17 protein-coding genes and 1 other annotated feature are annotated in these 26,470 nt (G+C 45.9%); of the genes, 7 read left to right on the forward strand and 10 right to left on the reverse strand.

Annotation, left to right across the window (positions count from 1 at the left end):
- Positions 1-8: 8 nt before the first annotated feature.
- Positions 9-869 carry a phosphate ABC transporter substrate-binding protein gene (locus MHI25_RS25095; protein WP_038573065.1) on the reverse strand — a complete coding sequence of 287 codons (861 nt, stop codon included), beginning with the start codon at positions 867-869 and terminating at the stop codon, positions 9-11.
- Between the two features lie 54 nt (positions 870-923).
- Positions 924-2,360: a stalk domain-containing protein gene (locus tag MHI25_RS25100; protein WP_340394540.1), complete on the reverse strand. Its 1,437-nt coding sequence runs from the start codon at positions 2,358-2,360 to the stop codon at positions 924-926.
- A 403-nt stretch (positions 2,361-2,763) separates the two neighbouring features.
- On the opposite strand from MHI25_RS25100, the gene MHI25_RS25105 reads away from it, so the two are divergent.
- The 6 genes from MHI25_RS25105 to MHI25_RS25130 all read left to right on the forward strand — a co-directional run bounded on the left by MHI25_RS25105 (position 2,764) and on the right by MHI25_RS25130 (position 9,557).
- Positions 2,764-3,045: a hypothetical protein gene (locus MHI25_RS25105; RefSeq protein WP_340394541.1), complete on the forward strand. Its 282-nt coding sequence runs from the start codon at positions 2,764-2,766 to the stop codon at positions 3,043-3,045.
- Between the two features lie 376 nt (positions 3,046-3,421).
- Positions 3,422-3,604 (forward strand): hypothetical protein, encoded by a 183-nt coding sequence (locus MHI25_RS25110; RefSeq protein WP_340394542.1) that lies wholly within the window; start codon positions 3,422-3,424, stop codon positions 3,602-3,604.
- Between the two features lie 2 nt (positions 3,605-3,606).
- On the forward strand, positions 3,607-4,338 hold the full coding sequence (locus MHI25_RS25115) for an ABC transporter ATP-binding protein (RefSeq protein ID WP_076303258.1): 732 nt from the start codon (positions 3,607-3,609) through the stop codon (positions 4,336-4,338).
- Positions 4,335-5,384 carry an ABC transporter permease gene (locus MHI25_RS25120; RefSeq protein ID WP_340392707.1) on the forward strand — a complete coding sequence of 350 codons (1,050 nt, stop codon included), beginning with the start codon at positions 4,335-4,337 and terminating at the stop codon, positions 5,382-5,384. The genes MHI25_RS25115 and MHI25_RS25120 overlap by 4 nt, the downstream gene beginning before the upstream one ends.
- Positions 5,385-5,441: 57 nt before the next feature.
- Positions 5,442-6,131, forward strand: coding sequence for a TetR/AcrR family transcriptional regulator (locus MHI25_RS25125; protein WP_076129439.1), 690 nt, complete (start codon positions 5,442-5,444; stop codon positions 6,129-6,131).
- Between the two features lie 81 nt (positions 6,132-6,212).
- Positions 6,213-9,557 (forward strand): SNF2 helicase associated domain-containing protein, encoded by a 3,345-nt coding sequence (locus tag MHI25_RS25130; RefSeq protein ID WP_339281363.1) that lies wholly within the window; start codon positions 6,213-6,215, stop codon positions 9,555-9,557.
- A 73-nt stretch (positions 9,558-9,630) separates the two neighbouring features.
- Here the strand turns inward: MHI25_RS25130 and MHI25_RS25135 are convergent, their stop codons facing one another.
- The 3 genes from MHI25_RS25135 to MHI25_RS25145 form a co-directional block, all read right to left on the reverse strand.
- On the reverse strand, positions 9,631-11,325 hold the full coding sequence (locus MHI25_RS25135; protein WP_340394543.1) for an exosporium glycoprotein BclB-related protein: 1,695 nt from the start codon (positions 11,323-11,325) through the stop codon (positions 9,631-9,633).
- 430 nt (positions 11,326-11,755) lie between these two features.
- The gene (locus tag MHI25_RS25140) at positions 11,756-14,413 is read right to left on the reverse strand and encodes a collagen-like protein (protein WP_340394544.1); all 2,658 of its coding nucleotides are present in this window, start codon (positions 14,411-14,413) and stop codon (positions 11,756-11,758) included.
- 45 nt (positions 14,414-14,458) lie between these two features.
- Positions 14,459-14,818 carry a hypothetical protein gene (locus MHI25_RS25145; RefSeq protein ID WP_036687001.1) on the reverse strand — a complete coding sequence of 120 codons (360 nt, stop codon included), beginning with the start codon at positions 14,816-14,818 and terminating at the stop codon, positions 14,459-14,461.
- Positions 14,819-15,067: 249 nt separating this feature from the next.
- Positions 15,068-15,286, forward strand: a binding site (T-box leader).
- Between the two features lie 40 nt (positions 15,287-15,326).
- Between MHI25_RS25145 and argS the strand changes: the two genes are divergently transcribed.
- On the forward strand, positions 15,327-17,192 hold the full coding sequence (argS, locus tag MHI25_RS25150) for an arginine--tRNA ligase (protein WP_340394545.1): 1,866 nt from the start codon (positions 15,327-15,329) through the stop codon (positions 17,190-17,192).
- A gap of 61 nt (positions 17,193-17,253) precedes the next feature.
- Here the strand turns inward: argS and MHI25_RS25155 are convergent, their stop codons facing one another.
- The 5 genes from MHI25_RS25155 to MHI25_RS25175 all read right to left on the reverse strand — a co-directional run bounded on the left by MHI25_RS25155 (position 17,254) and on the right by MHI25_RS25175 (position 26,425).
- Positions 17,254-20,598: a cellobiose phosphorylase gene (locus MHI25_RS25155; RefSeq protein WP_340394546.1), complete on the reverse strand. Its 3,345-nt coding sequence runs from the start codon at positions 20,596-20,598 to the stop codon at positions 17,254-17,256.
- A gap of 46 nt (positions 20,599-20,644) precedes the next feature.
- Positions 20,645-22,813 (reverse strand): beta-glucosidase BglX, encoded by a 2,169-nt coding sequence (gene bglX / locus MHI25_RS25160; RefSeq protein ID WP_076281897.1) that lies wholly within the window; start codon positions 22,811-22,813, stop codon positions 20,645-20,647.
- Positions 22,814-22,922: 109 nt separating this feature from the next.
- Complete coding sequence (locus tag MHI25_RS25165) at positions 22,923-24,527, reverse strand: extracellular solute-binding protein (protein ID WP_076129208.1); 1,605 nt, start codon at positions 24,525-24,527, stop codon at positions 22,923-22,925.
- A 57-nt stretch (positions 24,528-24,584) separates the two neighbouring features.
- The gene (locus MHI25_RS25170; RefSeq protein WP_036686985.1) at positions 24,585-25,484 is read right to left on the reverse strand and encodes a carbohydrate ABC transporter permease; all 900 of its coding nucleotides are present in this window, start codon (positions 25,482-25,484) and stop codon (positions 24,585-24,587) included.
- A gap of 17 nt (positions 25,485-25,501) precedes the next feature.
- Positions 25,502-26,425 (reverse strand): ABC transporter permease subunit, encoded by a 924-nt coding sequence (locus MHI25_RS25175; protein WP_036687012.1) that lies wholly within the window; start codon positions 26,423-26,425, stop codon positions 25,502-25,504.
- Positions 26,426-26,470 lie beyond the last annotated feature (45 nt).

The raw sequence follows: 26,470 nt of genomic DNA on the forward strand, positions 1-26,470 counted from the left end.
AGATGTTATTAACCCTTCATTGCTGCGATCGGAATGAATTTAAGCTTTTTCAGAGAACCTTGTTGGAACTTTTTGCTTTGTACGTATTCGATAAATTCTTTAGTTGCGCCAGTAGGTTGACCTTTAGTCATGTAGTAACCATAAGCCCAAATCTTATAAGAACCGTTAATTACGTTGTCTGTAGTAGCTGCGATACCGTTGTGTTTCACTGCTTTTACGTCGCCACTTACATAAACAAGGTCGATATAACCGATGGAGTTAGGAGTAGTTCCTACTGCTGTTTTCATGTCGCCGGATGAACCTGTTTCTTTGTAGTTCTTAGCTTTTTTAACGATATCTCCGCCATCCAAGGCTTTAGCTTGATAGTTAACGCGGGTACCAGAACCGAAAGAGCGAGTGATGACAACGATATCTGCATCTGCGCCGCCTACTTCTTTCCAGTTGGTGATTTTGCCAGCGAAAATACCTTTAAGTTGTTCTGTTGTGAGGTTATCTACACCCACATTTTTGTTTACAATCGTTGCAAAAGGAATGACAGCTACTTTGTTCGCTACCTGTCCGTCAAAAGCTTTGAAGCCTGGTACGTCGATGCTAGCATCCCAGTCGCAAGCGCCGATATCAGCGATGCCTTTTTTCACAGCTTGTGGTCCAGTTACAGAACCTTTACCAGATGCTGCGATTTTCACTTTAGGGTGCAGCTTTTGGAATTCTTTTGCCGCTTGCAAGGTCAATGGAAGAAGTGCGGTTGAACCGTTAACGGTGATTTTGCCACTAAGTGAATCTGCTGCTGCTGCAATCCCTGCAAAAGATGCGGTTACCGCGATTACGGCTGTTAAAGCCGTTACTGTTAATTTCTTGAAGATTTTCATTGTACTATTTTCTCCTCTCGGCTCTAGGCCGTTAAAATATGTTTGGGATAATCATTATTTAGTCAGTTGCAGCCCTTTACCGCCTTGGATAACCCATACGCTGTCGCCGCTCACAATCGCAAGCTTGCTTCCGTCTTTAGATACAGATACTTCAGATACATCTTCAGTCGTACGGAACAGTTCGGTCTTTGCACCACTACCATCGATAGAATAGATCACTGTGCTTCCGTCTGCCGTAGTACCTGCCACTGCCAAACCATTGCTAACGCCAGTGGACCAATTCACTTCGATATCAAGTGCAATATTAGTGCTGGTTGCGTCCGCTTTTACAAGCTTCAGGGTATTCTTCGCATTGCCGTCTGCATCTGCGCTCAGGTATGCCACATTTCCATCAGCCAAAATCTCTGGGTAAAGCTTGTTATCCGCTGTGGTTGTTAATGCAGCTGGTTTAGCATCTTTTGTAGCCAGATCAAGCTTGTAAAGCTGCTCTCCTGCCGAGCTAAAGTCTACCGTAAGAGAATCTTCTGTGCTGTCTGCATCATTTTTAGCAACACCCGTCAAATTAACGATATAAACGGCGCTTTTTTCGTCAGCAGAAATGCGCAGTTCAGATTTATTCTCAACCTTGTCAGCCAAAACGGATTTAACATCACCAGTCTCTACTGAGATTTTAGCGATTTTTTCTTGCTTGTCTCCTTGGATGAAATAAATGCTTTTCCCATCTTTGGACCAAACCAGATCTGTCTTCACGCTATTGTCGGTGCCTAGTGTTTTAACAGCTCCGCTAGACAAGTTAATCAGATTCAGCAAACCTTTCTCATCATTAAAAGCTCCCCACTGTTGATCCGGCGATACTGCAAAGTCCACCGCACTGTCATTTGACGAAAACACTTCATAGTTACCTGGTTCTGTACTGAATTTGATAAGCTGAGTAGTTTCAGCATCACTTTTGTTCGCAATCAGGTTACCAGCTGCCGTCCAGTGCAAAGTATCAAACAATCCTTCCGGACGTGCAAAGCTCAAAATCGTGCTAGCATCAGCATCCAGCTCTCCACCTAATGCAATAACTAACTTAGTCAGCTCTACATAGGTTTTACCGTTATAAAACACTGGAGCCACTGTGAACGATTCGGAATTACCATCTACTTGATAGCTCTTTGAGCCTGTTTTGAGTTGCACATTATGTAGTCCTTTGCTGTCGTTAAGTTCAAACCCGCTTGTTCCCAGTACTACCTTAGCCCCAATTTCACCAGCTACCTGAGTCAGCGAGTAAAGCTTGTAACCACTGCTGTTAATGGTGTTAAACACAATCGGCGTTCCGTTTACATTCCAAGTAGTTGTACCTTCTTTAACTGCTGTAACAGCAGCGACTTGATTGGTAGCTACAGATTTTACATTACTGCCGGTGCTAGCTGCAGATACACTTCCAACGCCTACTGTTGCAAGAAGTGCTGAAGCCAACGTTGCGCTAATCCATTTACTGTTTTTCAATTAGATTCACCCTTTTCGTATAGGTAACTGCTAATGTCATTTTCGTCTACAATTGTCAATTCTGTTGCAGAGGAGTGTAATGGAAATATTAACTAGTATTCTTTTTTTAAAAAAATCAGGTATATTAGCTCATTTAACAATTTTCTTGCTCTAAACCAAATGAACTAAAGAGCAAAAACAGCCTCTTTTCGTAAAAAGGTGCTTGGTGTGGCTAGCTTATTTAGTTGGAGAATTGTTTGGGATTTGGTGAGACGTAGGGACTAATTTGAGATTGTAGGCGTGAGGGAAGCTTGTTACTGGCGAGAGTCTGCTATCAATTATGTGGCTGCTGCTTACGATTTAAAAACTAACTGGTCTGTTGGGGCGCTTTCTGCGTAAGGGGCATCGTAGGAGATTCGGCTGATTGTACGGGATTTATACCGTTCTTTTGCTAACTTTAGCGGGATTGGGCTCATTGTGCGGGATTTATACCGTTCTTTTGCTAACTTTAGCGGGATTGGGTACATTGTACGGGATTTATACCGTTCTTTTACTGACTTTAGTAGGATCGGGCTCATTGTGCGGGATTTATACCGTTCTTTTACTGACTTTAGTAGGATCGGGCTCATTGTGCGGGATTTATACCGTTCTTTTTCTGACTTCAGTCGGATTGAGCTCATTGTGCGGGATTTATACCGTTCTTTAGCTTGATTTATCTAAATCATGCCTATTTAGTGGCATTTACGCCCTTCTTTTGTCTGGTTTAGGTAAACCCGTGCTATTTTGAGGCAATTATGCCTTTCTTTTAGCTGATTTAAGTGGATCGACGCCATTTAAGGGCATTTATGTCTTTCTATTACCTAGTTTAGGCGGACTGACACTATTTAGTGGCACTTTTGCCTTTCATTCAAATCATCTCTATATACATAGTAAAAGGACAAGTTGAATTAACAAACCTCAATCGGGATTAAGCTTATACTGTGGGATACATTTGTATAAAATATATGGTTTACAATTCCTAACTTTTGATGCAGAGTAATGAGTGAGTACTCACTCATTATGTACTTAGAGTGTTTAACGCAATGCAGTTCAACACCATCACCATCACCATCACCATCACCATCACCATCACCATCACCACCATCTACACCATCCACACCATCCACACCATCTACACCATCTACACCATCTACACCATCACCACCTTATCACCACCATCTTCAACTCAAGCAAGTATCCCAGAACATTCAGAATCGAGGAGATAAACATGGGTTCAGAGGCTCCAGTTATTTCAGTGAGCCATGTCGGGAAAGCGTTTGGAGAGAAACAGGTGCTCGAGGATATTTCGCTTCAAGTGGAACGTGCGGAAACCTTTGGCATATTAGGGCCATCGGGCTCAGGAAAAACAACATTAGTGAAGCTGCTTACAGGTATCGATGAGGTAACCTCCGGCGAGGTGAAAATACTTGGCGTGACGATGCCGAAGCTGACTATGCTGCAACAGATTGGGTATATGGCCCAGTCTGATGCCTTGTACACGGAGCTTAGCGCGAAGGAGAATCTGGAGTTTTTTGCAGCGCTATATGGACTAAAGGGGGAGCAACGCTCCAAACGCATCACAGCCGTAATGGAGATCGTTAATTTACAAGATCATTTAAGAAAAAGAGTAGACCAATACTCCGGCGGGATGAAACGCCGCTTATCATTGGCGATCGCGCTGCTGCATGAACCGCCGTTGCTTATTCTTGATGAGCCTACAGTTGGCATAGATCCGGTATTGCGGCTATCCATCTGGAAGGAACTAAAAGCGCTGAACCAGAAAGGCACCACTATTGTGCTGACCACGCATGTCATGGATGAAGCTGAAAAATGTGACCGGCTCGGAATGATCCGTGATGGCAAGCTGCTTGCTGCCGACACGCCTGCCGGACTGCTGCAAGCCACCGGTTCAGCTTCTATTGAAGAAGCCTTTTTATATTATGGAGGTGTGCGTTCATGAGAATCCGAGCGATCACCTTAAGGATTTTGCGACAATTCATTCATGATAAAAGAACAATGGCATTAATGTTCATTGCACCACTCCTCGTTCTAAGCTTAATGAGCTTGGTCTTCAACGGTGACGCCTATGAACCAAAAATCGGTGTGTCCGGTGTACCTCTAAATATGTCAGCTGCGTTAAAAGAACAAAATGCCACCATCAAAGAATATGCCAGCGCAGAGCTGGGAAAAGGCGCTTTAGTAGAAGGAAAAATTGACGCTTTGATCACTTTGAACGGAACCGCCGGAGATTCGCAAGTTACGCCTCAAGTGCTGCTAGAAGGTAGCAACCCTACAGCCAACAAGGCAGTAATCATGACGCTGCAACAAATCTCCCAGAAGCTTCTTCCAAGCACAAAGGAACAATTACAGCCGCAGATCAGCTATCTTTACGGTTCTGAGAATATGAAGACGATCGACCGTTTCGGTCCCATTATGATTGGCGTATTTGTTTTCTTTTTCGTATTCTTGATTGCAGGTGTATCCTTCTTAAGGGAACGAACCACAGGCACGCTTGAACGCCTACTTTCGACTCCATTAAAAAGATGGGAGATTGTGATCGGGTATGTATGTGGTTTCGGCATATTTACCGTTTTTCAGGCGCTATTGATCTCATGGTATTCCATACAGATTCTTGGCATTATGATGACAGGCAGCTTTGGTTACGTGTTGCTGATCACATTACTCCTATCGATGACAGCGCTGACGTTGGGCACACTGCTGTCGGCTTTTGCAGCCAATGAGTTGCAGATGATTCAGTTCATTCCGCTCATTATAGTGCCACAAATCTTCCTCAGTGGATTATTCCCGCTCGATACCCTCCCACTGTGGCTCCAGCGCGTTGGCCTCGCTACACCGATCTATTACGGATCAGAAGCTCTGATGGACATTATGGTCCGTGGCAAAGGATGGAGCGCAATTGCACTGGATGTCTATGTACTTATAGGATTTTCGCTGCTATTTATGCTGCTGAATGTATTGGCACTGCGCAAACATCGCAAAATGTAACTTCACAAAAGCTATTATCATTGAAACAAAATGAATTAAGCATGGAGGATTATTGTAATGAAAGAGGAAGTTTCTACGGAACAAAATATAGAAGAGCAGTGGATAGAAGAGCTGCTGACCCTTAGCAAAGACGAGAAACTGACACCGAAGCAGATTTCTATTCTACAAGCGGCGATTGAGGTATTCTCCGAAAAAGGATACTCTGCGACTTCAACGAGTGAAATTTCTCAGAAGGCGGGCGTGGCCGAGGGAACGATTTTTCGCTATTACAAGACTAAAAATGATCTGCTGCTTGCCATAGTAGGTCCTACCATGAGTCGCATGCTTGCGCCTTTTGTGCTGCGGAATTTCAACGGCGTGCTCGATATGCCCTACGACAGCTTCGAGGAGTTCCTGCGGGCATTTATGATCAATCGGCTGGATTTCGCCCGCAAGAATTTTAAAATTCTTAAGATTCTTATTCAGGAGATTCCTTTTCAGCCAACAGTTAGAGCGCAGTTTGTAGAGAATATTCTTAGCAAAATACTGGAGCGCGTGATTGATATTGTTGAACATTTTAAGGAAAAGGGTGAAATCATAGAGGTGCCTACACCCACACTTATACGCTTCACACTCTCATCTGTCGTAGGTTATTTGATGAATCGCTTGCTGCTGCAGCCAGATAAGGACTGGAACGACGAGGAAGAAATCAACCTGACGATCGCTTTTATCATGCATGGAATAAGTAAAGCAACACCCCCTATTTGATGCGCACGCCCGTTCTGTTATCATAAGTACTATATTAAATTCGGACTTTTCGAGATCAAGTTATGAGGAAGGAATTATGTTATGGGCTTTAGTGTATCAGAACGGGTAATCAAACTGCTGTGCGGCAAGTCTATTTTTGAAAAAGGATTAGCTTATTACCAAACTGAAAGTGTCGATATAATTGAAGTTGAAGAATACAATGACTCCATTCCAGATTTGCCCCGCTCTCGATATGAAGCCATTGTTCAGGGGGCGATCGACTATGAAGTTATGGTGGTCATTGATATTGATGGGGATGTCCAGGCAGAGTGTAATTGTCCAGCCTACTCCCATGGGGGGCCATTCTGTAAACATATCGCGGCTGTAATGATCAACGTTGACGCCCTTAAAACTGGCCGAGATCGTTCAGAGCTTACCGATACTTCGCACCTGTCTTCTATAGAAGATACTGAGATTCTAACCCCACGTATTTTTACAGATACTGCGCAAGACAAGGGGGGAAAGTCCAAAGATCAACAGCTCGTGAGCAGCCTACTGGGGATGTTCAGCAACCATACACCGCGTCCTAGCGGTACGGGGGCTTTTGTAGATAACAGACTTCCTCTAAATATAGAGTTTACATGCAAGCCGTTCACTTATAGTTACAGCCACACCATGCTGGGTATAGAAATGAAAGTCGGTCCAAAACGTCTATATATTGTTCAGAAAATAAGGGGATTTCTAGAAAGTGTACACCGCGGAGAATCCTTTGAGTTCACGAAACATTTTATTTATGATCCTGCCATTTACAGCTTCCGGAAGGAAGATAATGTTGTTCTACAGAAGCTGATTGATATTGTATTAAATGAAAAAATGTACCGCGATAACGTCACTCCTTACTCACCTTATGGGGGGAGTATTGGGGGAGATCGGTTGCTGGCCGTCCCTCCTTTTTTCTGGGAGTCGCTTCAACCTGCGCTTTCAGAGGTCTCGTCGGTATTTTTGCAACAAGAAGAGGTGCTATACGAAGGCATCCACGTGTCCAATGAGGCGCCTCCACTCAGCTTTGAATTTGAACAGGCAGAAGAGGATGGATATCATCTGGATATTCAAGGACTTGAGCAGATTTCGGTCTTAGAAGATTACGGGATAGTACTGTCGGAAGGTAAGTTGCTGAAGCTATCCCCTCAAGAATGCATACGCCTTGCTGAAATGAAAAAAATGCTGGATTCCTCCCGCCGAAATGGTATCGATATTGCCCCCGAGCAAATGGAGTCTTTTATGGACAAGGTTATTCCTGGTCTGAAAAAGCTGGGCAACGTCCATATCGCCGACTCCATTGCGGATCGAATTGTTCAACATAGGCTTATCGCGAGGCTTTATCTGGACCGTGTGAGAGATCGGCTGCTCGCCGGACTAGAGTTCCAATATGGTGACATTGTGATCAACCCTTTAGATGAAAAAGCCCATGTTCGCGGGACGAATTTGATTCTTTTGCGAGACGGGGAGGGAGAAGCTCGCATTCTGGAGCTGATGGAACACGAATCCTTCGCTAAAACTGAGGGCGGATATATTATGACAGACGAAGAGGGCGAGTACGATTTTTTGTACCATACCATTCCGCTGCTGGAACCGCTGCTTTCGGTCTATGCGACCTCCGCAGTCAAAGCAAGACTGTTTACGAGCACTACACCCCCTAAGGTGAGCATTAGTTGGAATGAAAAGACGGACTGGCTTGATTTTAAATTCGATATGGGGGGGATTCCAGAAGCTGAGATTGTTATGGTTCTGAAATCCCTGCAGGAAAAACGCAGATACTACCGCTTGCCTGATGGGGCCCTGCTACCACTGGAGAGCGAGGAGCTTCAAGAAATCATTACCTTTATGAATGATATAGGCATCCGGGAAGGTGAGATCAAAGGGGTGGAATTTTCTCTGCCCGTTGTTCGCGGGCTACATTTGACCTCCACGGATGCTAAGAGTGACTCCATTAAGCTGGGCAGATCCTTTAAAAGGTTACTTGCGAACATGCGGAATCCTGAGAATCTTGATTTTCCTATACCTGACAGTCTGGTTCCTGTGCTAAGGGATTATCAACAATATGGATTTCAGTGGTTGAAGACGTTGGCCCATTACCGTTTTGGTGGTATTTTGGCGGATGATATGGGGTTAGGCAAAACGCTGCAAAGTATCGCTTTTCTCCTGTCAGAACTTCCAGAGATCCGCCAGAATGGACTGCCTGCCCTAATTGTCGCTCCTGCGTCTCTCACTTATAACTGGCTTAATGAGCTTAAAAAATTCACGCCAGAGATCAAAGCTGTCATTGCAGACGGTAATCTAATTGAGCGCGGGCGGATTTTAAAAAATACAGCAAAAGCTGATGTAATCATCACTTCTTATCCGTTGCTTCGCAGAGATGTTCAGCTGTATGCTAAAAAGTCTTTTCATACCCTGATTCTCGATGAAGCACAAACTATAAAAAACCATACTACACAGACATCCCAAGCTGTAATGGCGCTTCAAGCCCGGCACCGTTTTGCACTTACGGGTACTCCCGTGGAGAATGCGTTGGAAGATTTATGGTCCATTTTCGGCACCGTGTTCCCTGGGTTGTTTCCAGGCAAAAAAGCTTTTCATGATTTACCAAGAGAAACGGTTGCGAAGCGGGCGCGTCCCTTTTTGCTGCGGCGCTTAAAGAGTGATGTGTTAAAGGAACTTCCGGACAAAATCGAATCCGTACAAGCATGTGAACTGCTGCCGGAGCAAAAAAAGTTATATGTAGCTTATCTCGCCCGTTTGAAAAAAGAGGCGCTTAAGCATTTGACCCAAGATAGCTTCGGCAATAATAATCGGATCAAAGTTCTGGCGGGACTAACTCGTCTGCGCCAGTTGTGCTGCCACCCTGCTCTTTTTGTCGATGGATATGAAGGAAGCTCTGCTAAATTCGAGCAGCTGCTCGAAATTATAGAAGAATGTCGCAGTTCGGGTAAACGTATGTTAGTATTCTCACAATTCACAGAGATGCTCGGCCTGATTGGACGTGAACTAGGATATCAGGGCATTCCATACTTTTATTTAGATGGTCAAACGCCTGTTTCTCAACGAGTAGATTTATGTAATAAATTTAATGAAGGAGAGCGTGATATTTTCTTAATCTCCTTAAAGGCCGGCGGGACTGGGCTCAACCTAACTGGGGCAGACACTGTAATCCTTTACGATCTTTGGTGGAACCCTGCCGTCGAGCAGCAAGCTGCGGATCGGGCTCACCGGATTGGGCAGAAAAATGTAGTGCAAGTAATTCGTCTCGTCACCCAAGGCACCGTAGAGGACAAGATGTATGAGCTGCAGCAGAAGAAAAAGAACTTGATTGATGAGGTCATCCAGCCAGGTCAAGAAAGCCTGTCTACCCTTACAGAGCAAGATATCCGGGAGATTCTGATGATCTAAATAACAATATTGGAGAAAAAATCAGGATATCCTGCAGCCCATAGGGCTATCGGGATATCCCTTTTTCTTCAGATTATGCGATTGTAACTCCTGCACTAGCATAGCCAGCAACAGTTGTTGCAACGTCAATGCCAGCCGTGACCGTCGAAGTGAAGACCAACAACAAGCGTTCTCCCACAGTTACAGGGATGCTCAAACCTGTGGTATTACCACTGCTAATAGTTCCAAGAGCAATTAATCCTGTAAGCGGAGGACTTAACGTAACTAAAGCCCCAGGTACTGCTGTGAAGGTATTGTTAGGTGTAGTAGATCTGTATAATTGAGCCGTGATTGTTACCGTAGACCCCACTAAACTAACGGAAGCTGTCGCACTAAAATAGGCTGCCATAGACGTAAGCGTTCCAGTTCTAGGAACCGAGAACGCAAAGTTCAGCAAGGTTCCAGCCGCTCCGGTGAGATCTATAGTACCGCCTGTAATACTGATATTGGTTGCACTGCTACCAAAACCAACTGCACTTGAAGTATTCAAAAGCCCCCCTAATACAGTGGTCATTGCTACTGGAAGACCAGAAGAATATGGAATAATTGCACCTGAACCAGTAGCACCTGTTGCTCCAGTTACACCAGCAGTTCCTGTTGCTCCAGTTACGCCAGCACCTGTCGCTCCAGTTACACCAGCAGTTCCTGTCGCTCCCGTTGCTCCTGCAGTTCCTGTTGCTCCCGTGGCTCCTGCAGTTCCTGTCGCTCCAGTTACACCAGCAGTTCCTGTCGCTCCCGTTACGCCAGCAGTTCCTGTCGCTCCCGTGGCTCCAGCACTTCCTGTCGCTCCCGTTACGCCAGCAGTTCCTGTCGCTCCCGTTACGCCAGCAGTTCCTGTCGCTCCCGTGGCTCCAGCAGTTCCTGTCGCTCCCGTTGCTCCAGCAGTTCCCGTTGCTCCCGTTACGCCAGCAGTTCCTGTCGCTCCCGTTACTCCAGCAGTTCCTGTCGCTCCCGTTGCTCCAGCAGTTCCTGTTGCTCCGGTTACGCCAGCACCTGTCGCTCCCGTTGCTCCAGCAGTTCCCGTTGCTCCCGTTACACCAGCACTTCCTGTCGCTCCCGTTACACCAGCAGTTCCTGTCGCTCCCGTTGCTCCAGCAGTTCCTGTTGCTCCCGTTGCTCCAGCAGTTCCTGTTGCTCCGGTTACGCCAGCACCTGTCGCTCCCGTTGCTCCAGTGCTTCCTGTTGCTCCCGTTGCTCCAGTGCTTCCTGTTGCTCCCGTTGCTCCAGCAGTTCCTGTCGCTCCCGTTGCCCCTGCACTTCCTGTCGCTCCCGTTACTCCAGCACCTGTGGCTCCGGTTACGCCAGCACCTGTCGCTCCCGTTGCACCAACGCTTCCTGTAGCTCCAGTAGCTCCAGTAGCACCTGTAATTCCTATATTTTCTCCATATAATTCAGAGTAGACAAGGCGGTGAGCAGTCACTAATTGACCTGTGCTGCTTTTCCCCCAAACTGAAATTTGAATGGGATCATCAATCATAATTGGTGTTGTGAATAAAAATTCAAATGAATCAAAGTTTGCATAATAATCATTAGTAATTACTTGATTAGGAGCTACATTAACCAGCTCACTTACATATAAAGTTCTTGTCCCATTCATATAATAACCTTCGACTTGAACTGTTGACGGAGTGTCATCGCTCTGATTGACAATTTTAAGAGTAACAAGCTGAGTAGGTCTTACACCCCCTACCAGATTATTTTCTATGGGACCAGTAGATAGTTGACTCAATTTTCAACACCTCATTTTGTATAGATTTTAAAATACTCGTATTATTTGAATTTCAAAAATCAAATCAATCGAACAAGATTCTCCTCAATAGCTTTGTATAAAATGTGTTTTTATCTATAATCATTCCTCCCACCTACTCTAAGTTGATAATCTATGAGCCTAGAAAATTAGTTCATATTTTTTGGCTCTTTATAGTATTATTCTTGTTTTGAATTAAGGTGTGGACATCCATTTAAAAACTACTATTACACATATTTGATTTATTAAAATAAGCTGAAAATCCGTACTGGTTTAATAGAATAAGAATCTAATAAGCAACATTCCAGTCGACTTATAACATATGCCAACAAAACAGGGGGTAACCCGAGAGCCACACTAACGGCTACCGAATTACCCCTGTTATAAACACTGAACTTGAAGATAAATAAGCTTAAGTTAATTCATGAACAGACCAGACGATACCTGCTGAGTTCGCTCCACCCAAATTCAAAGGAACCGTCAAACCATTTGCCACATAGAACAAGCCAATCACATCACCTGCGGTTAATGCAAATTCTCCAGCCAGCGTCACAGTACCACTTCCCAAAATTGCTCTCAAATCTAATATAAGTGCAACATTCACATCAAGTACTGGGAACAACCCACTTACCAGATTTGTTGCAGTAGGAGAAGTTCTCTGAACTACGAAAGCCGGATTAACTCCAGCACCAAGACTGATAGAAAGTGAGGCAGTTGTAGAATAATTGATAGTCGCTTCAATCGAATATCTACCAGTTGTCGGAATGGTATAATTTCCGCCAACTTCGTCGAAAGACGGGCTATCATAAAAAGGTGTTGTCACAGTCCAGCCAGTTAATTGTGTAGATGTGGAAATTGCCAATGAGGGCTTGAAAGCAGAAAACCCTTCTTGTTGAATGTTCGGACCTGTAGCTCCAGTTACTCCGGTTGCACCTGTTGCACCAGTGAGCCCAGTTGCTCCGGTAGCTCCGGTAGCTCCGGCCACTCCAACTCCTGTTGCTCCAGTTACACCAGCTACTCCTGTTGCTCCGGTTACACCAGCTATTCCAGTCGCTCCTGTTACTCCCGTTGTTCCCGTTACTCCAGCTACTCCTGTTGCCCCCGTTGCTCCTGCTACTCCAGTCGCTCCGGTCACTCCAGCTTCACCCGTTGCTCCGGTTACACCAGCTACTCCTGTTGCTCCCGTTGCTCCTGCTACTCCAGTCGCTCCGGTCACTCCTGTTTCACCCGTTGCTCCGGTTACACCAGCTACTCCCGTTGCTCCGGTTACACCAGCTACTCCTGTTGCTCCAGTTGCTCCTGCTACTCCAGTCGCTCCGGTTACTCCTGTTTCACCCGTTGCTCCGGTTACACCAGCTACTCCTGTTGCTCCGGTTGCCCCAGCTACTCCCGTTGCTCCAGTCGCTCCAGCTTCACCCGTTGCTCCGGTTGCCCCAGCTACTCCCGTTGCTCCGGTCGCTCCCGTTGCTCCTGTTGCTCCATCCGCTCCGGTTGCACCAGTCGCCCCCGTTGCACCAGTTACTCCGTTTGCTCCTGTAGCTCCAGTCTCTCCTGCTCCGGTCGCTCCCGTTGCTCCGTCAGCTCCCGTTGCACCAGTCGCCCCAGTTGCTCCATCGACTCCAGTCGCCCCAGTTTCTCCTGCTCCGGTCGCTCCGGTAGCACCCGTTGCTCCTGTCGCTCCCGTTGCTCCGTCTGCTCCCGTTGCTCCTGTTGCACCTGTAGCTCCATCTGCTCCTGTTGCCCCAGTCTCTCCTGCTCCGGTCGCCCCGGTTGCTCCGTCTGCTCCCGTTGCACCCGTTGCTCCATCCGCTCCGGTTGCACCAGTCGCCCCCGTTGCACCAGTTACTCCGTTTGCTCCTGTAGCTCCAGTCTCTCCTGCTCCGGTCGCTCCCGTTGCTCCGTCAGCTCCCGTTGCACCAGTCGCCCCAGTTGCTCCATCGACTCCAGTCGCCCCAGTCTCTCCTGCTCCAGTCGCTCCCGTTGCTCCGTCTGCTCCCGTTGCTCCTGTTGCACCTGTAGCTCCATCTGCTCCTGTTGCCCCAGTCTCTCCTGCTCCGGTCGCCCCCGTTGCTCCGTCTGCTCCCGTTGCACCCGTTGCTCCATCCGCTCCGGTTGCACCAGTCACTCCATCTGCACCTGTTGCACCTGTTGCCCCTGTCTCTCCTGCTCCGGTCGCTCCAGTTGCTCCGTCTGCTCCCGTTGCACCAGTCGCCCCAGTTACTCCGTTTGCTCCTGTAGCTCCAGTCTCTCCTGCTCCGGTCGCCCCGGTTGCTCCGTCTGCTCCCGTTGCACCCGTTGCTCCATCCGCTCCCGTTGCACCAGTCACTCCATCTGCACCTGTTGCACCTGTCTCTCCTGCTCCGGTCGCTCCAGTTGCTCCGTCTGCTCCCGTTGCACCAGTCGCCCCAGTTACTCCGTCTGCTCCTGTAGCTCCAGTCTCTCCTGCTCCGGTCGCTCCAGTTACTCCATCCGCTCCGGTTGCACCAGTTGCACCTGTAGCTCCATCGGCACCTGTTGCCCCAGTCTCTCCTGCTCCAGTCGCTCCAGTCGCTCCAGTTGCTCCATCCGCTCCCGTTGCACCAGTCGCCCCAGTCACTCCATCTGCACCAGTAGCTCCAGTCTCTCCTGCGCCGGTCGCTCCCGTTGCTCCTGTTGCTCCATCCGCTCCCGTTGCACCAGTCGCCCCGGTCGCGCCGGTCGCGCCAGTTATTCCTTGCGTTACACCAAGCAATTCTGCATGTACAAGTCGATGGGCAGTCACAATCTGGCCAACGCTATTTTTTCCCCATACTGAGATTTGAATCGGATCATCTACCAGACTTGTAGTTGTAAAAATAAATTCGAACGCATCAAAATCGCCATAATAATCACGTGTTATAACTTCATTAGGTGCTACATTTATCAGCTCGCTTACATATAAAGTTCTTGTCCCATCCATATAGTATCCTTGAACAAGAGCCATTGATGAATCAATGTCACTTCGGTTATCAATTTTGACAGTAACATGCTGAGTAGGTCTTACACCCCCTACCATACTATTGTCTATCGGTCCGGTAGATAAATAACTCAATTTCTCATCACTCCTTTAACGTTAACTGTGTCACAAAAATAATTATTAAATTAATACTGCCTGCTTCTCCCACGCAACTATGCGATGAGGATCTACCAATGCCCCCGAGTTCTGTTTTCCCCAGACTGAAATCCCAACCTCTGCTTCAACTGCTTCTACTGTTGTAAACACAAATTCAAATGCGTCCAAGTCGGCAAAATAGTTCTTAGTTAAAACTTGATTAGGTGCTAGATTTACTGTTTCATTCACATACATCGTTCTTGATCCGTTAAGAAGGAAACCTTGAATAACTAGATTATAAGGATTAAGAGAATCCCGATTAACTACTTTTACGGTTACCAGTTGCGACGGTCTGACCCCTAGGATCGGGCTGTTATCTATAGGTCCAGTAGAAAAAATAGCCATGTTTTATTCACTCCTCCCTTCCACTACAAATTGAAAGATTAGTGGCTCCATATAGTAATATTCCTTGGCTTGAGTTAGCGTGTGGACTGTTGTGCAAAGGAACAGCTAGTCCTATAACAAGACATCCTTCTTTTTCCAAATTTATAATCTACTAAACTGATAATCTAACAACAAAGAGCAACCAAGATTGTTAAGAAGCTAACCACTATTGCTTTTTATGAAATATTAGGTATACTGGTAAAAATTAATTAAGCATCGATGAGCGGGAGAGTAATTAACGAGATCTAGTCCTCAGCGAGCCGGGAGAGTGTAAGCCGGTACAGATCCCTTTAATGAAGCGCACCCGTGAGATGGACTTCTGAACCTTAGTAGGAAGTCCCGGCTGAAGGCCGTTATCCCGTAAGGTGGCTGAACAACTTGTTCAGCAACGAGAGTGGTACCGCGAGCGCTAAAGCCCTCGTCTCTTTTGAGACGAGGGCTTTTTTGTATTTTCAAAGGAGGGTATACCATGTTAAATCAAATCATCAAAGACGGAATCGAGCACAGTGTACAACGTGTATTCAATACCTTAGGAGCTGACTATCCAGAGGACATTGCCATTCTGATCGAACAGCCAGCAAATCTAGAACATGGTGATTATTCATGCAATATCGCTATGCAGCTAGCCAAAACTTTACGAAAATCCCCAATGGTCATAGCAGAATTAGTGAAAGCAGAACTTCAATTCCAAGGGCGCCTCGCCGGTCTTTTACAAAAAGTTGAAGTCGCTGCTCCCGGATTTATCAATTTGTATATGAATTGGCAAAGCTGGGCTGAACATTCCTTTGAACTGCCTGCCAGCACTGGGGAAAAAGTCATCATCGAGCACACTTCTATCAACCCCAACAAAGCCGCTCACGTAGGTCATCTAAGAAACGCCTGTATCGGCGATACTCTAGTCAGAATTATGAAAAGAACTGGGTATAACGTAGAGGTCCATAACTACATTGATGATCTCGGCAATCAGCTGGCGGATACAGTTGTTGGATTATTAAATATATCTTTAGAAGGGGAACACCAACGTTTCGGTGATTTTTGCTGGGATCTTTATGCCAAAGTGAACAAAGAATATGCGCTGAACCCAGAGATGACACACAAGCGCACAGATATACTTCACTCCCTTGAACTAGGGGGCGGTAACGAAGCCTGGCTGGGCAACCTTGTAGCTGAACGCATCGTTAGAGAGCATGTAGAGGAAATGAAACATTTTGGGATTTATTATGATTTGCTGGTATGGGAGAGCAGTATTTTAAAAGAGGGATTTTGGGCAGCCGCAGCTGAGCTACTGAAGCAGACAGCCGTTTTTGTACAAGAGACTGAAGGTAAACTCGCAGGCTGCTGGGTGCTGAAGCAAGGAACAGAGGCTAACATTGGAGCGGATTCAGAGGAGCATCAGCTCGATAAGGTGCTGGTGCGTTCGAATGGGATTTTAACGTATACAGCCAAAGATATTGCCTATCATCTCTGGAAATTTGGTCTTTTGACCAAAGATTTCTCCTTTAGCGAATTCTCGTCCGGTTTATGGACAACTGGATTAACTGGAACCCAAGAATCTTATGGGCAGGCGGACAGAGTCATCAATGTGATCGATTACAGACAGGAATATCCACAACAGATGGTTAAGCAAGCCTTAGGGGCACTAGGTTATAACGAGCAAGCAGACAAACTCCATCATGTGAGCTATGGTGTTGTATCTCTTAGTCCCGCTTCGGCGGCCGAGCTGGGTATAGATATTTCAGAAGGCAAATCTTCTTATGCTATGTCCGGACGTCAGGGAATCGGGATTAAGGTAAGCGATCTGGTGGAGCTTATGGAACAGAACATTGAGCACTCACGTTCCGATAAAGACGGCCTCTCCAGCCGATTGATTGCCACTGCTGCGATTCGCTACTATCTGCTACGGTTTAATTTAGGAACGGAAATCGTGTTTGATTTCAAACAGGCTACCGAAATATCCGGCAATACCGGAGTTTATCTGATGTATACTTTTGCGCGTGCGACAAGCGTTTTGAGTAAAGCTACGATCCCAATCCTTACAGCTGCCGCACAGCTTCAGTTCCCTTCCGAATTGGAAAAAGCAGAGCTTGCCCTGCTAAGACAGCTAAGCCTCTGGCCGGAGATATTACATTCAGCAAGTATAGAGTTAACGCCAAATACGCTCTGCACTTACGCACATACCTTAGCTACACTGTTCAACAACTTCTATTCTGGATGTCCGATTCTAAAAGGAGATCCAGCTACGATCGAATTCCGCCTCTGGCTCACTTCAAGATTCAAGGACATCTTGGGAGATGTGCTCGAAGTGCTTGGGTTACCGACACCGAGCCGAATGTAAAAAACACAAAAAAAGGGCAATTTCCGCGCTTAACGCGGAGATTGCCCTTCTATATATAATGTTACTTATAAATCTCTATCACATTTCCAGCTTCCGTGCTGAGACGATCAAAGTCCGCACGTTTGATGCGAACACCACCACTACGATAGCGGTTAGGTGTACCTTCTGTTTGCACTTCCGTACCGTTGATAGTAATTTGACTAATCTCACGACCTGTAAGGTGATAGATAAAGTCTACCTTAGTGCCTGCATATTCAAAGCTAAAGTGCATTCCATCCAGCGATTCCGGCAGAATAGGGTCAACAATTAAGTCTCCACCTTCCGTACGGATCCCCAGTGCATTCGAGATTAACTGGTTCATATAGATCCCAGGACCGCTGGAATAGATTCTCCAGCCACCTTTAACAGCTACGTCACCATTGCGCAGTTTATCGAAATTCTCCTGTGCCTCATAACGGGTGTTAAATTTACCATCCGAGCTACTGAAATAGGAGTTAGCTTGACGTAGTTCAGCGTTTGGCACCACATCGCGGATTCCGATCGGATTAATCGCTGCCAGACCCTTCCAGACCTGATCGGTTTTACCGAGCTTGGCCATAGCCTCTACATAACGGATATGTGCATGCACATACTGAAGTCCAATTTCCCGGCCAAAGTTAGCCGCTTGCTCCGCACGTTTGAAATGAGTGCTGACCCCGCCAACATATTGAGCTGGACGATTCATCAGACGCACACCGTCAGGGCAGAATAGTTTATCCTGAATGACATCATAGTGTGCTTCGGCCTGTTCCGGAGTAAGCAGCTCACTGATCATACTGCGCGTCATAGGCAGCAGACGGTACTGAATACCTGTTTCTGTGTCACTTGGGTGCACCATAAGTTTAATTTGCTCAGGGTCCTCCATATACAGGAAGCCAGGAATCACTTCGGATTGAAGCATATGAGTATGGAAATCCTTACGGATTCCTTCCACCATCGCCTTCAGTTCCTCTGCCTCAGCTTGATCAACTGAACGAAGTACCTCTGAGAACTGATTAAGTGTCTGATAGGTAAGCGCCACTGTCCAGCTGCTAACCATATACTGCTTCAGCTGTGGATTTGCAGGCTGGAGCGTATCATCCCAGTCTCCATCACCGTAAGAAGACAGATGTGTGTCATGCAGGAAATGATCCTTAATATAAGCAATTTCCTTCCGTGCGTGATCCAGCAACGTCGCTTTTTCTTCTGTAAAGTCAAAGCTGTGCTTACGGGTATACGGTACTGTTGCTCCCAAGATGCTGTAATCCTGAGTTACTGCCAAGTAGTCTCCAAGCACCTTAAGCGGCCATACAATAATATCTCCATGACTTTCTTCTTGTTGTATCTTCGTGTATTTATCAAACATGAACCACTGTGGCCAGTTGCCATCATCTTCATATTGATGACTATACAGCGTCAGCAAAATTTCACGAACCTGTTCGTATTTTTGCGTAGCCATGAAATATTCCACAGGTCCCTGACATACATCCCGGGTTCCCCAAGCAGCGCCACCATATTGCTCTAAACCATGTGGAACCGAATAGTGAACCAGCATGTTATGTGTGTACCACCAAGTCAGAGCGTTAACCTTAAACAGTTCACCTTCTGTTCCGTCCCCAAGCGTCAGGCGGAAGCCATTCATCACACCAGCATAAAACGCGCGATAAGCAGAAATCTCTTCCTCAGCTGAACGATTTCTTGGAGCAAGTGACTTACCATCCAGAAGGCCTTGAATATTCAAGGTCCATTCACTGCTGGCAGACAGCTCCAGTACTGCTAACGGTGCTTCAGTTGGTTGAACAGGAGAGACAAGTCTACCTTCATCCTGCAGAGTTAACACCGCACCCTGTACCTGTAATTTATACTGTAAGTCGGGATATTCACCAGCACTTAGTGCGCTTCTGTCAGCCGAGAAGATTACTGCTCCACCTTCTTGCTTAGATTGATATGGAAGCTCGTATTCATTAACGTTCATGGTGATTTGATTAGTGACTAAATAACGATAAGCTCGTCCGCTTTCCGAACGCACATTCAGGAATATCTCCGGCGAATCTTCGGTGGTGTAGTTCGTAATAATGAAGCATTCACCATCTGTTCTGTAATACCAACGAGCATAGTTGAAACCAACCTCAAATAGAGAAGGCATGGTCAGCAAACGATATTCACCGTTCCACTCTACATAAATGCGTTGTCCTGAAGCTTTTGGAATGTTAAGCGCATTTCTTGGATTGGACATTAGCTTGTTGAAATTGGTATTTCCAATTACCACTTGGGAGTTAAAGATCCCGTACATATAAGAAGTTGTTGTGATGACCTTATCATTAAGTCGAGCGTTATCCCCACTCATCAGGATATGGCCGTGTGGCCGTTCTACGCGCATTTCTTTCTCTTTTAATACTACGTGCTCATAATTCTCCGTGAAAAAGGAAAGTAGTGTGTCTCCTTCTCTCTCCTCCTGATAACGAACCGGAAACAAGACCCCGATCTCTTTCTCTGTCAGCGAATCTGCAGCCAGCGGTGCTCCCAGCTCCTTCGAGAAGAAAGAACGTTCAAGTGCTGCTTCAGCTTCTAAAGGTAAATCTTTAACAGCATCCCAAGCCGCAGCAATATCATTAGCAAATTCTAGCGCAGTGATCGCTTCTGGATGATCTTGCTTAAACAATCCGTAGAACACAAACCGTGTTTCCCCGCTCAGCTTCACCCGTTCCGATTGCAGCGCAGTATATGCAAATTCATATTGATAGATCTCATTACTTAATTGCTCACGACCCAAGCTCTCTGGTTGGTTGGTTTCTTTATAGGACAGTCCAAAGAATTGAAAACCGTCTGTTGAGAAGCTTGTTGCCTTGGTAAGTGAACCCTGTTGCAGATATGGGAATTTCCCGCCCTGCGGCTGATTCTGTCTAGAGCAAACAACGTACCCGTTGGATTGATCCTCAAATACCGCATGATCGATATACTGTGACAGGTAAGCTTCATTACTGCGGACAGCGGCGATATCAGCAATCCCTACATCCTGTCCGTACACAAGATCTACCTCTGCATTTTGTCCAGTAAGCTTCACATCCCAGAACCAAGCTCCTCCTGCAGTAGGGGTGAAAATAACTTGATATTCAATATTTTCCGCAGTACCTTCCCAAACCAAACGGTTTCCAGCCTTACGTACAGTGCTTGAAGAATGAATGCCCAGCAAAGGAATGGCTTGAATGTTTCCATCATTGTGCACTCGCAAATATAGATTGGATAATGAACCATCCACAATGCTTGGCAGCAATTGATTGATCATTGTCCGTTCGTAGAGGACTTGGAACAAGTCCCCGCTGTTTGTAAAAGTGAAGGATAGATCCCCGGCGTTTAAACGGATGTTAGTATTCAAATTAGTAGTCATATTATACACTTCCTCCATTACGGCGTTACTGCCGTATATATTCTACTTATGCTAATGTTAAGCAAAAATCCCGTTCTTTAACCTCATTGCTGTTCGAACCGACGAATAATTTAAATCGTCCCGGATCGCTGCTAAAGCTTAGATCGCTATGATAGTAACGAAGCTGCTGTTCGGTAAGTGTAAAGGTCACTTCACGACTTTCCCCTGGTGAGAGGTTGATTTTGGCAAAATCCTTCAGTTCCTTCATTGGTCTGACGACCTCTCCGGAAATGTCTCGGATATACAGCTGCACTACCTCTTCCCCATCCACTTCTCCAGTATTGGTCACCGTAACTTTTATTTCAATAGGCTGATTTTCAGTCATGATATCACCGGACAGAATTGGTTCACTATAGCTAAATGTCGTATAGCTCAGTCCAAAACCAAATGGCAAAAGCGGTTCATTAGGAATGTCCAGATATTGCGAGACATAACGTTTGTCGGCACCCGGAGCATGAAGTGGGCGTCCAGTGTTGAAATGATTGTAATAGACTGGAATCTGCCCAACGGATACCGGGAAAGACATCGTTAATCTTCCTGAAGGATTCTCATCTCCATAAAGTAGACTGGCAATTGCCGCTCCGCCTTCACTGCCCGGGAACCAAGCTTCCAGAATAGCATCTGCATGCTCGTACACACCGGCCAAGTCTAGTGGACGTCCATTAAACAACACCACCACGATAGGCTTATTCAGCTGTTTCAGACGTTGTAAAAGCTCAAGCTGCGCTTCCGGCAAACGGATATCTGAACGGCTGCCCGCTTCTCCACTCATCTCTGAATGTTCACCAAGCGCCAGTACAATCACATCAGCTTGCTTAGCAGCCGCTTCCGCCTCCAGCCACTGTTCCTCTGTAAAGCTATCGACTCCAGAACCTTCTGCAACAGTAATCTTACCCGCACCTGCGCGAGCTTGAAGTGCTGGTGCAAGACGGCTTGCCTCTTCCGTTGAACCCAACCACGACCACGGTCCAAGAATATCACCGCTAGTAGCAAACGGTCCAATTAGCGCAATCCGTTGCTCTGCAGCAAGCGGCAGAACCTGATCATTCTTGAGCAGTACGCAGGATTTAGCCGCCAACTCACGCGCCGCATTTCGATGATCTTCACAGAAGATTACCTCACGCTCTTTCTCGACGTCAGCTCCGCGGAACGGATGCTCGAACAAGCCCAATCTTTGCTTCAATTTCAAAATACGAAGCACAGCTTCATCAATAATCTTTTCATCTACTTGTCCATCTGCAACAAGCGCCGGAAGCTGATGAACGTAACAAGCCGTCATCATCTCGATGTCTACACCAGCTTTGATGGCTTTAAGTGCTGCCTCAGCCTCATCCTCGGCGACACCATGTGGGATCAGTTCCTTCACTGCACCCCAATCCGAAATCAATACGCCATCAAATCCCCATTCCTCACGAAGCAGCTGGCGAAGCAGCTTGACGTTGCCGCTTATCGGAATCCCATCAATCGTATTAAATGAAGTCATGACCATTTCTGCACCTTCATCCAGTGCTGCACGATAGGCCGGCAGATAATATTCACGCAGCTGCCGTTCCGATAAATCCACCGTATTATAATCACGACCGCCTTCGGATAGACCATAGGCAGCAAAGTGCTTAATACAAGCCGCCAGACGATCTACATCACCAGTCAAGTCGCTTCCTTGAAATCCGCGCACAAACGCACGGGCAAACCTACCATTCAAATATGGATCTTCTCCTGTAGATTCCATTACTCTTCCCCAACGTGGGTCCCGTACAAGATCCGCCATTGGCGCATAAGTAACGTGCACACCGGAGACTGCCGCTTCTTTAGCCGCAATCTCGGCGCTCAGCTCTGCGCGATCCATATCCCAAGAGCAGCCAATTGCCAGCGGGACCGGAAAAATCGTCTTGAAGCCATGCACAATATCCGCCATCATCAGCAAGGGAATGCCCAATCTATTTTTGCGTAAATGGGCTTCCTGAACCGCAATGACTTGCGCTGCACCTGATAGACCAAGTACAGAGCCGCTGCTCTCGATCATGTGGTCCGTAATTCCCATGGATGCCATAGGGCCAGTGATTTGTCCTCCATCCTCTGCCCCTTCATAGAAATTAGCGGCTAGCTGCTGCAATTGTGCAATCTTTTCTTCAAGCGTCATCTGGTTCAACAAGGTAGTCAGTTGCTGCTCATTCATTTCAAATCCTCCATTGTTCAATTCTGCCGATGCCTATGAATGGAAAAACCCGTGTGCAAGAATTGCACGCGGGTCCTGTAGGTTCATTCCTACATGCATAGGGCGAAAGCTATTTTTTTAGATTGTTTAGTTCATCTAGAACCGGCTGAACGAGGGATTGTTTGCTCTTAACCCATTCTTTCCAGTTCGCCTCTAGATCGCCTGGTTTCAAAATCAGGTTAGTGTATTCTGTAGCATAGTCAAAGGAAGCCTGATTTTTAGCCTTGGAATCATACAACTGGTAGTCCCAGTCATATTCAGCCGTTGCTTTGTCTTTTAACGCAAGCTCAGCTTTTTCCTTGAACAGTTCTACAGAACGATCGCGATATTCTTTTTTGATCGCAGGGTTCACGACACTAAAGTCATCCGCCAAGACATACAGTCCTTCAAAACGGTTCGGATATTTCTTATCCAATGTTGTTCCTTCAGGGAGTAGGCTGATTAATTCGCCATTTTCGCCTTTTTTCCAGTCTGTTCCTTCAAAGCCCAAGTTAACGGTCAATTGACCTTCTTTACTTGTTGTATATTCCATGAAGTCCATAATCCGTTCAAATTTCTCTTTGCTAATATCTGGCGAGAAGATTACAGCAGACCAGAAGTTAACTTGATCGAGGTTACGATATTTACCGTCATCGCCAAGTACAATAGCTGTGTGTACTAGGTCATCACTATTTACACCTAGGTTATCTTTCATTTTAACGTCCATGTCTTTTCTGTAAGAAGCCAAACCACCTAGACTCGTAATACCGGAAACACCGTTAACTGTGAACTTTTGGCCAGATTCACCATTTTTCCAAGTATAAAACTCAGGGTGCAGTAATCCTTCTTTATAAGTAGTTTGAAGTTCTTTCAGTGCCGCTAACGTTTCATCGTTGGCTGGACCCCATTGGTATTTGCCATCTGCATCTTTATAGAATGCTGACTCTACTCTGGAATGCACGCTATTAGCCATTACAATATTAGTCAAAGCATCGTTGATGTCATAAGAAATAGGAATGAGTTTATCTCCTACCTTGCCAGGGTCTTTCTCTTTAAGCAATCTAGCAAATTCCATCAGTTCTGTAGTAGTGTAGGCATCCTTCAATTCAAAACCAACGGCTTTAGCCCAGTCAGAACGCAGAGCAATTACTCCGATTTGGTTAATGAGCGGATCTGCCGGCTTGTTCTCAAAGTATACCGGTCTTGGCAGAACATAAGTGCCACCTACCGCTTTCTCCAATTCATCGCCAAGTCCTGTCAGCTTATAAGCGGCTGCCACATTCGGCCAGCGTTCTTTCCAGTCATCTGGCAGCTTGTACAGCAGCCCTTGATCAATGTAATTAAGCGCATCACCGTGAACATAGTTCCAGCTTGCTACGTCAGGAAGATCACCAGAGTTAATCCATAGGCGAAGCTTCTCAGCCCATGAATCCCATTCAATATAGTTGTAATCCCATTTAATATTGAACTTATCCGTAAAATATTTATGATACACGTTATCAAAATCAGATTCTGTTGTCTTAATGGTACTGGCTAACGAAATCTTCAACTCATCTTTATATCCATCTGTTGGATTGCCTGAATTTCCGCTATTAGCATTGTTGTCTGAGCTTGAGCATGCTGCCAACATGATTGGAGTAAGACATAAAACACCGGCAAGGATTGACTTTACAGATTTTCTTTTTAAAATATTCATTTTGTCCTCCTTAAATTGTGTGACTGACCCTCTTTTATATGGATAAATCATAAACCACTAGGTCTTGATAGCCCCTGTAAGTACCCCTTTGGCAAAGTGCTTTTGGAGCATTGGGAAGAAACACATAATAGGAACCATGGTAACGAATACTGCCGCCATTTTCATACCCATGGAGAATGATTGTTTACCCACTGCGTCAACACTTGTGGCATTCGATGCATTCACTTGGGCTTCCATAATGATAGATCGCAACACGTTCTGCAGTGGCATCTGATCCGCTTTCCGCAGGAAGATCATGGCGTCATACCATCCATTCCAGAAGGCTACTCCGTAGAACAGTGTGATGGTAGCTACGATTGGAGCAGATAATGGCAGGACTACAGAGAATAGGATTCTCCATTCCCCAGCACCATCAAGTCGCGCAGATTCCATCAGGGACTCAGGCAGACTGCTAAAATAGTTCGACATCAGAATCAGGTTAAACGCACTGAAGCTTCCAGCCAGAATAACTGACCAAAGGTTGCCTGTCAGATGCAGATCCTTCATCACCAGGTACAAAGGTACAATCCCGCCATTAAAAATCATTGTGAACAGGACAAGCATAAAAATCAGCTTTTTACCCGGGAATTTATTGCGGCTAAGGCCGTAAGCCATACTTGTCGTCAAGAACAAGCTAAGCGGGAGTCCTAAGATTAAGATCTTAAAGGTATTCCAATACCCTGTCCCGATCCGCCCATCAGCAAAGAGTGCCCGATAGGATTCCAGTGTTGGGTTCTTCGGAAATAACATCATAGGGTTATCAGCGTATTCTTTTTGCGTAGAAAAAGAAATCATAATGACATTCCAGAATGGAATAAGAATGGCCAAAGCGCCTACACTCAGAATTACGAAAATCACATAATCCATAGCGGTCATTTTTTTATGGTCTTGCATAATTGTCAGCTTTTTTTTACTCATACATTTGCACTCCTTTCTTACCGGAATAAACCGTCTCCGCCCATAAGTTTGGCAGCTCTGTCTGCCAGAATCAGCAGAATCATATTAACAAGTGAACGGAACAAACTGACTGCAGTGGAGAATGAAAAGTCTGTTGAAGACTGGAACGTGATTCGGTAGATATACACATCTAGTACTTCCGAGACGTTTTTCGTTGCAGCGTTGCTCAAGTTAAAGATTTGGTCAAATCCAGATGACATCAGGCCACCGACAGAAAGGATAAACATAATCGTAATCGTCGGAAGAATGTTAGGCAGAGTAATGCGGAACATTTGCTGCAAGCGTGTAGCACCATCAATCTGTGCGGATTCATATTGGTCTGTATCAATACCAGAGATAGCGGCCATAAAGATAATGGCTCCCCAACCTGCTGATTTCCAGATATCCGTAAGATACAACATCGGAACGAACATTTTTTCAGAACCTAGGAAGTTAATGCCTGTCCCGCCAAACATTTGAATGAGGCTGTTAACCAGACCATCATAGGAAAGTACATTGATAACAACCCCGGATACTACGATCCATGACAGGAAGTTCGGAAATGTAAACACCGTCTGTAAAGCTTTTTTGTAACGATTCATGCGCAGTTCATTCAGCAGCAATGCCAATATGATTGGAAAAGGGAACTGAATAATCAGCTTACCGATGTTAATGGTTAACGTTCTCCATACGGCGTCAATAAAAGCTGGGTCACGGAACACATAGGTGAAATTCTCGAATCCGCTCCATGGGCTGCCCCAAATTCCTAAGTTCGCTTTAAAATCTTTAAAAGCCAGAGATAGACCACCCATCGGCAGATAAGCGAATAGGAAAAGCCACACTAGTCCAGGAAGCACCAGAGTATAGACCATTCTGTTCTTCCAGACTTCTCTTAGGAACAGTTGGAATCTGCTGTCGTTCATTTTTTTAGCCGGTATTGCAACTTCGGATTTCAATTTGCATCTCCT

Origin of the sequence: Paenibacillus sp. FSL E2-0177 (assembly GCF_037992975.1) — a bacterium.
Taxonomy (GTDB): domain Bacteria; phylum Bacillota; class Bacilli; order Paenibacillales; family Paenibacillaceae; genus Paenibacillus_AQ; species Paenibacillus_AQ odorifer.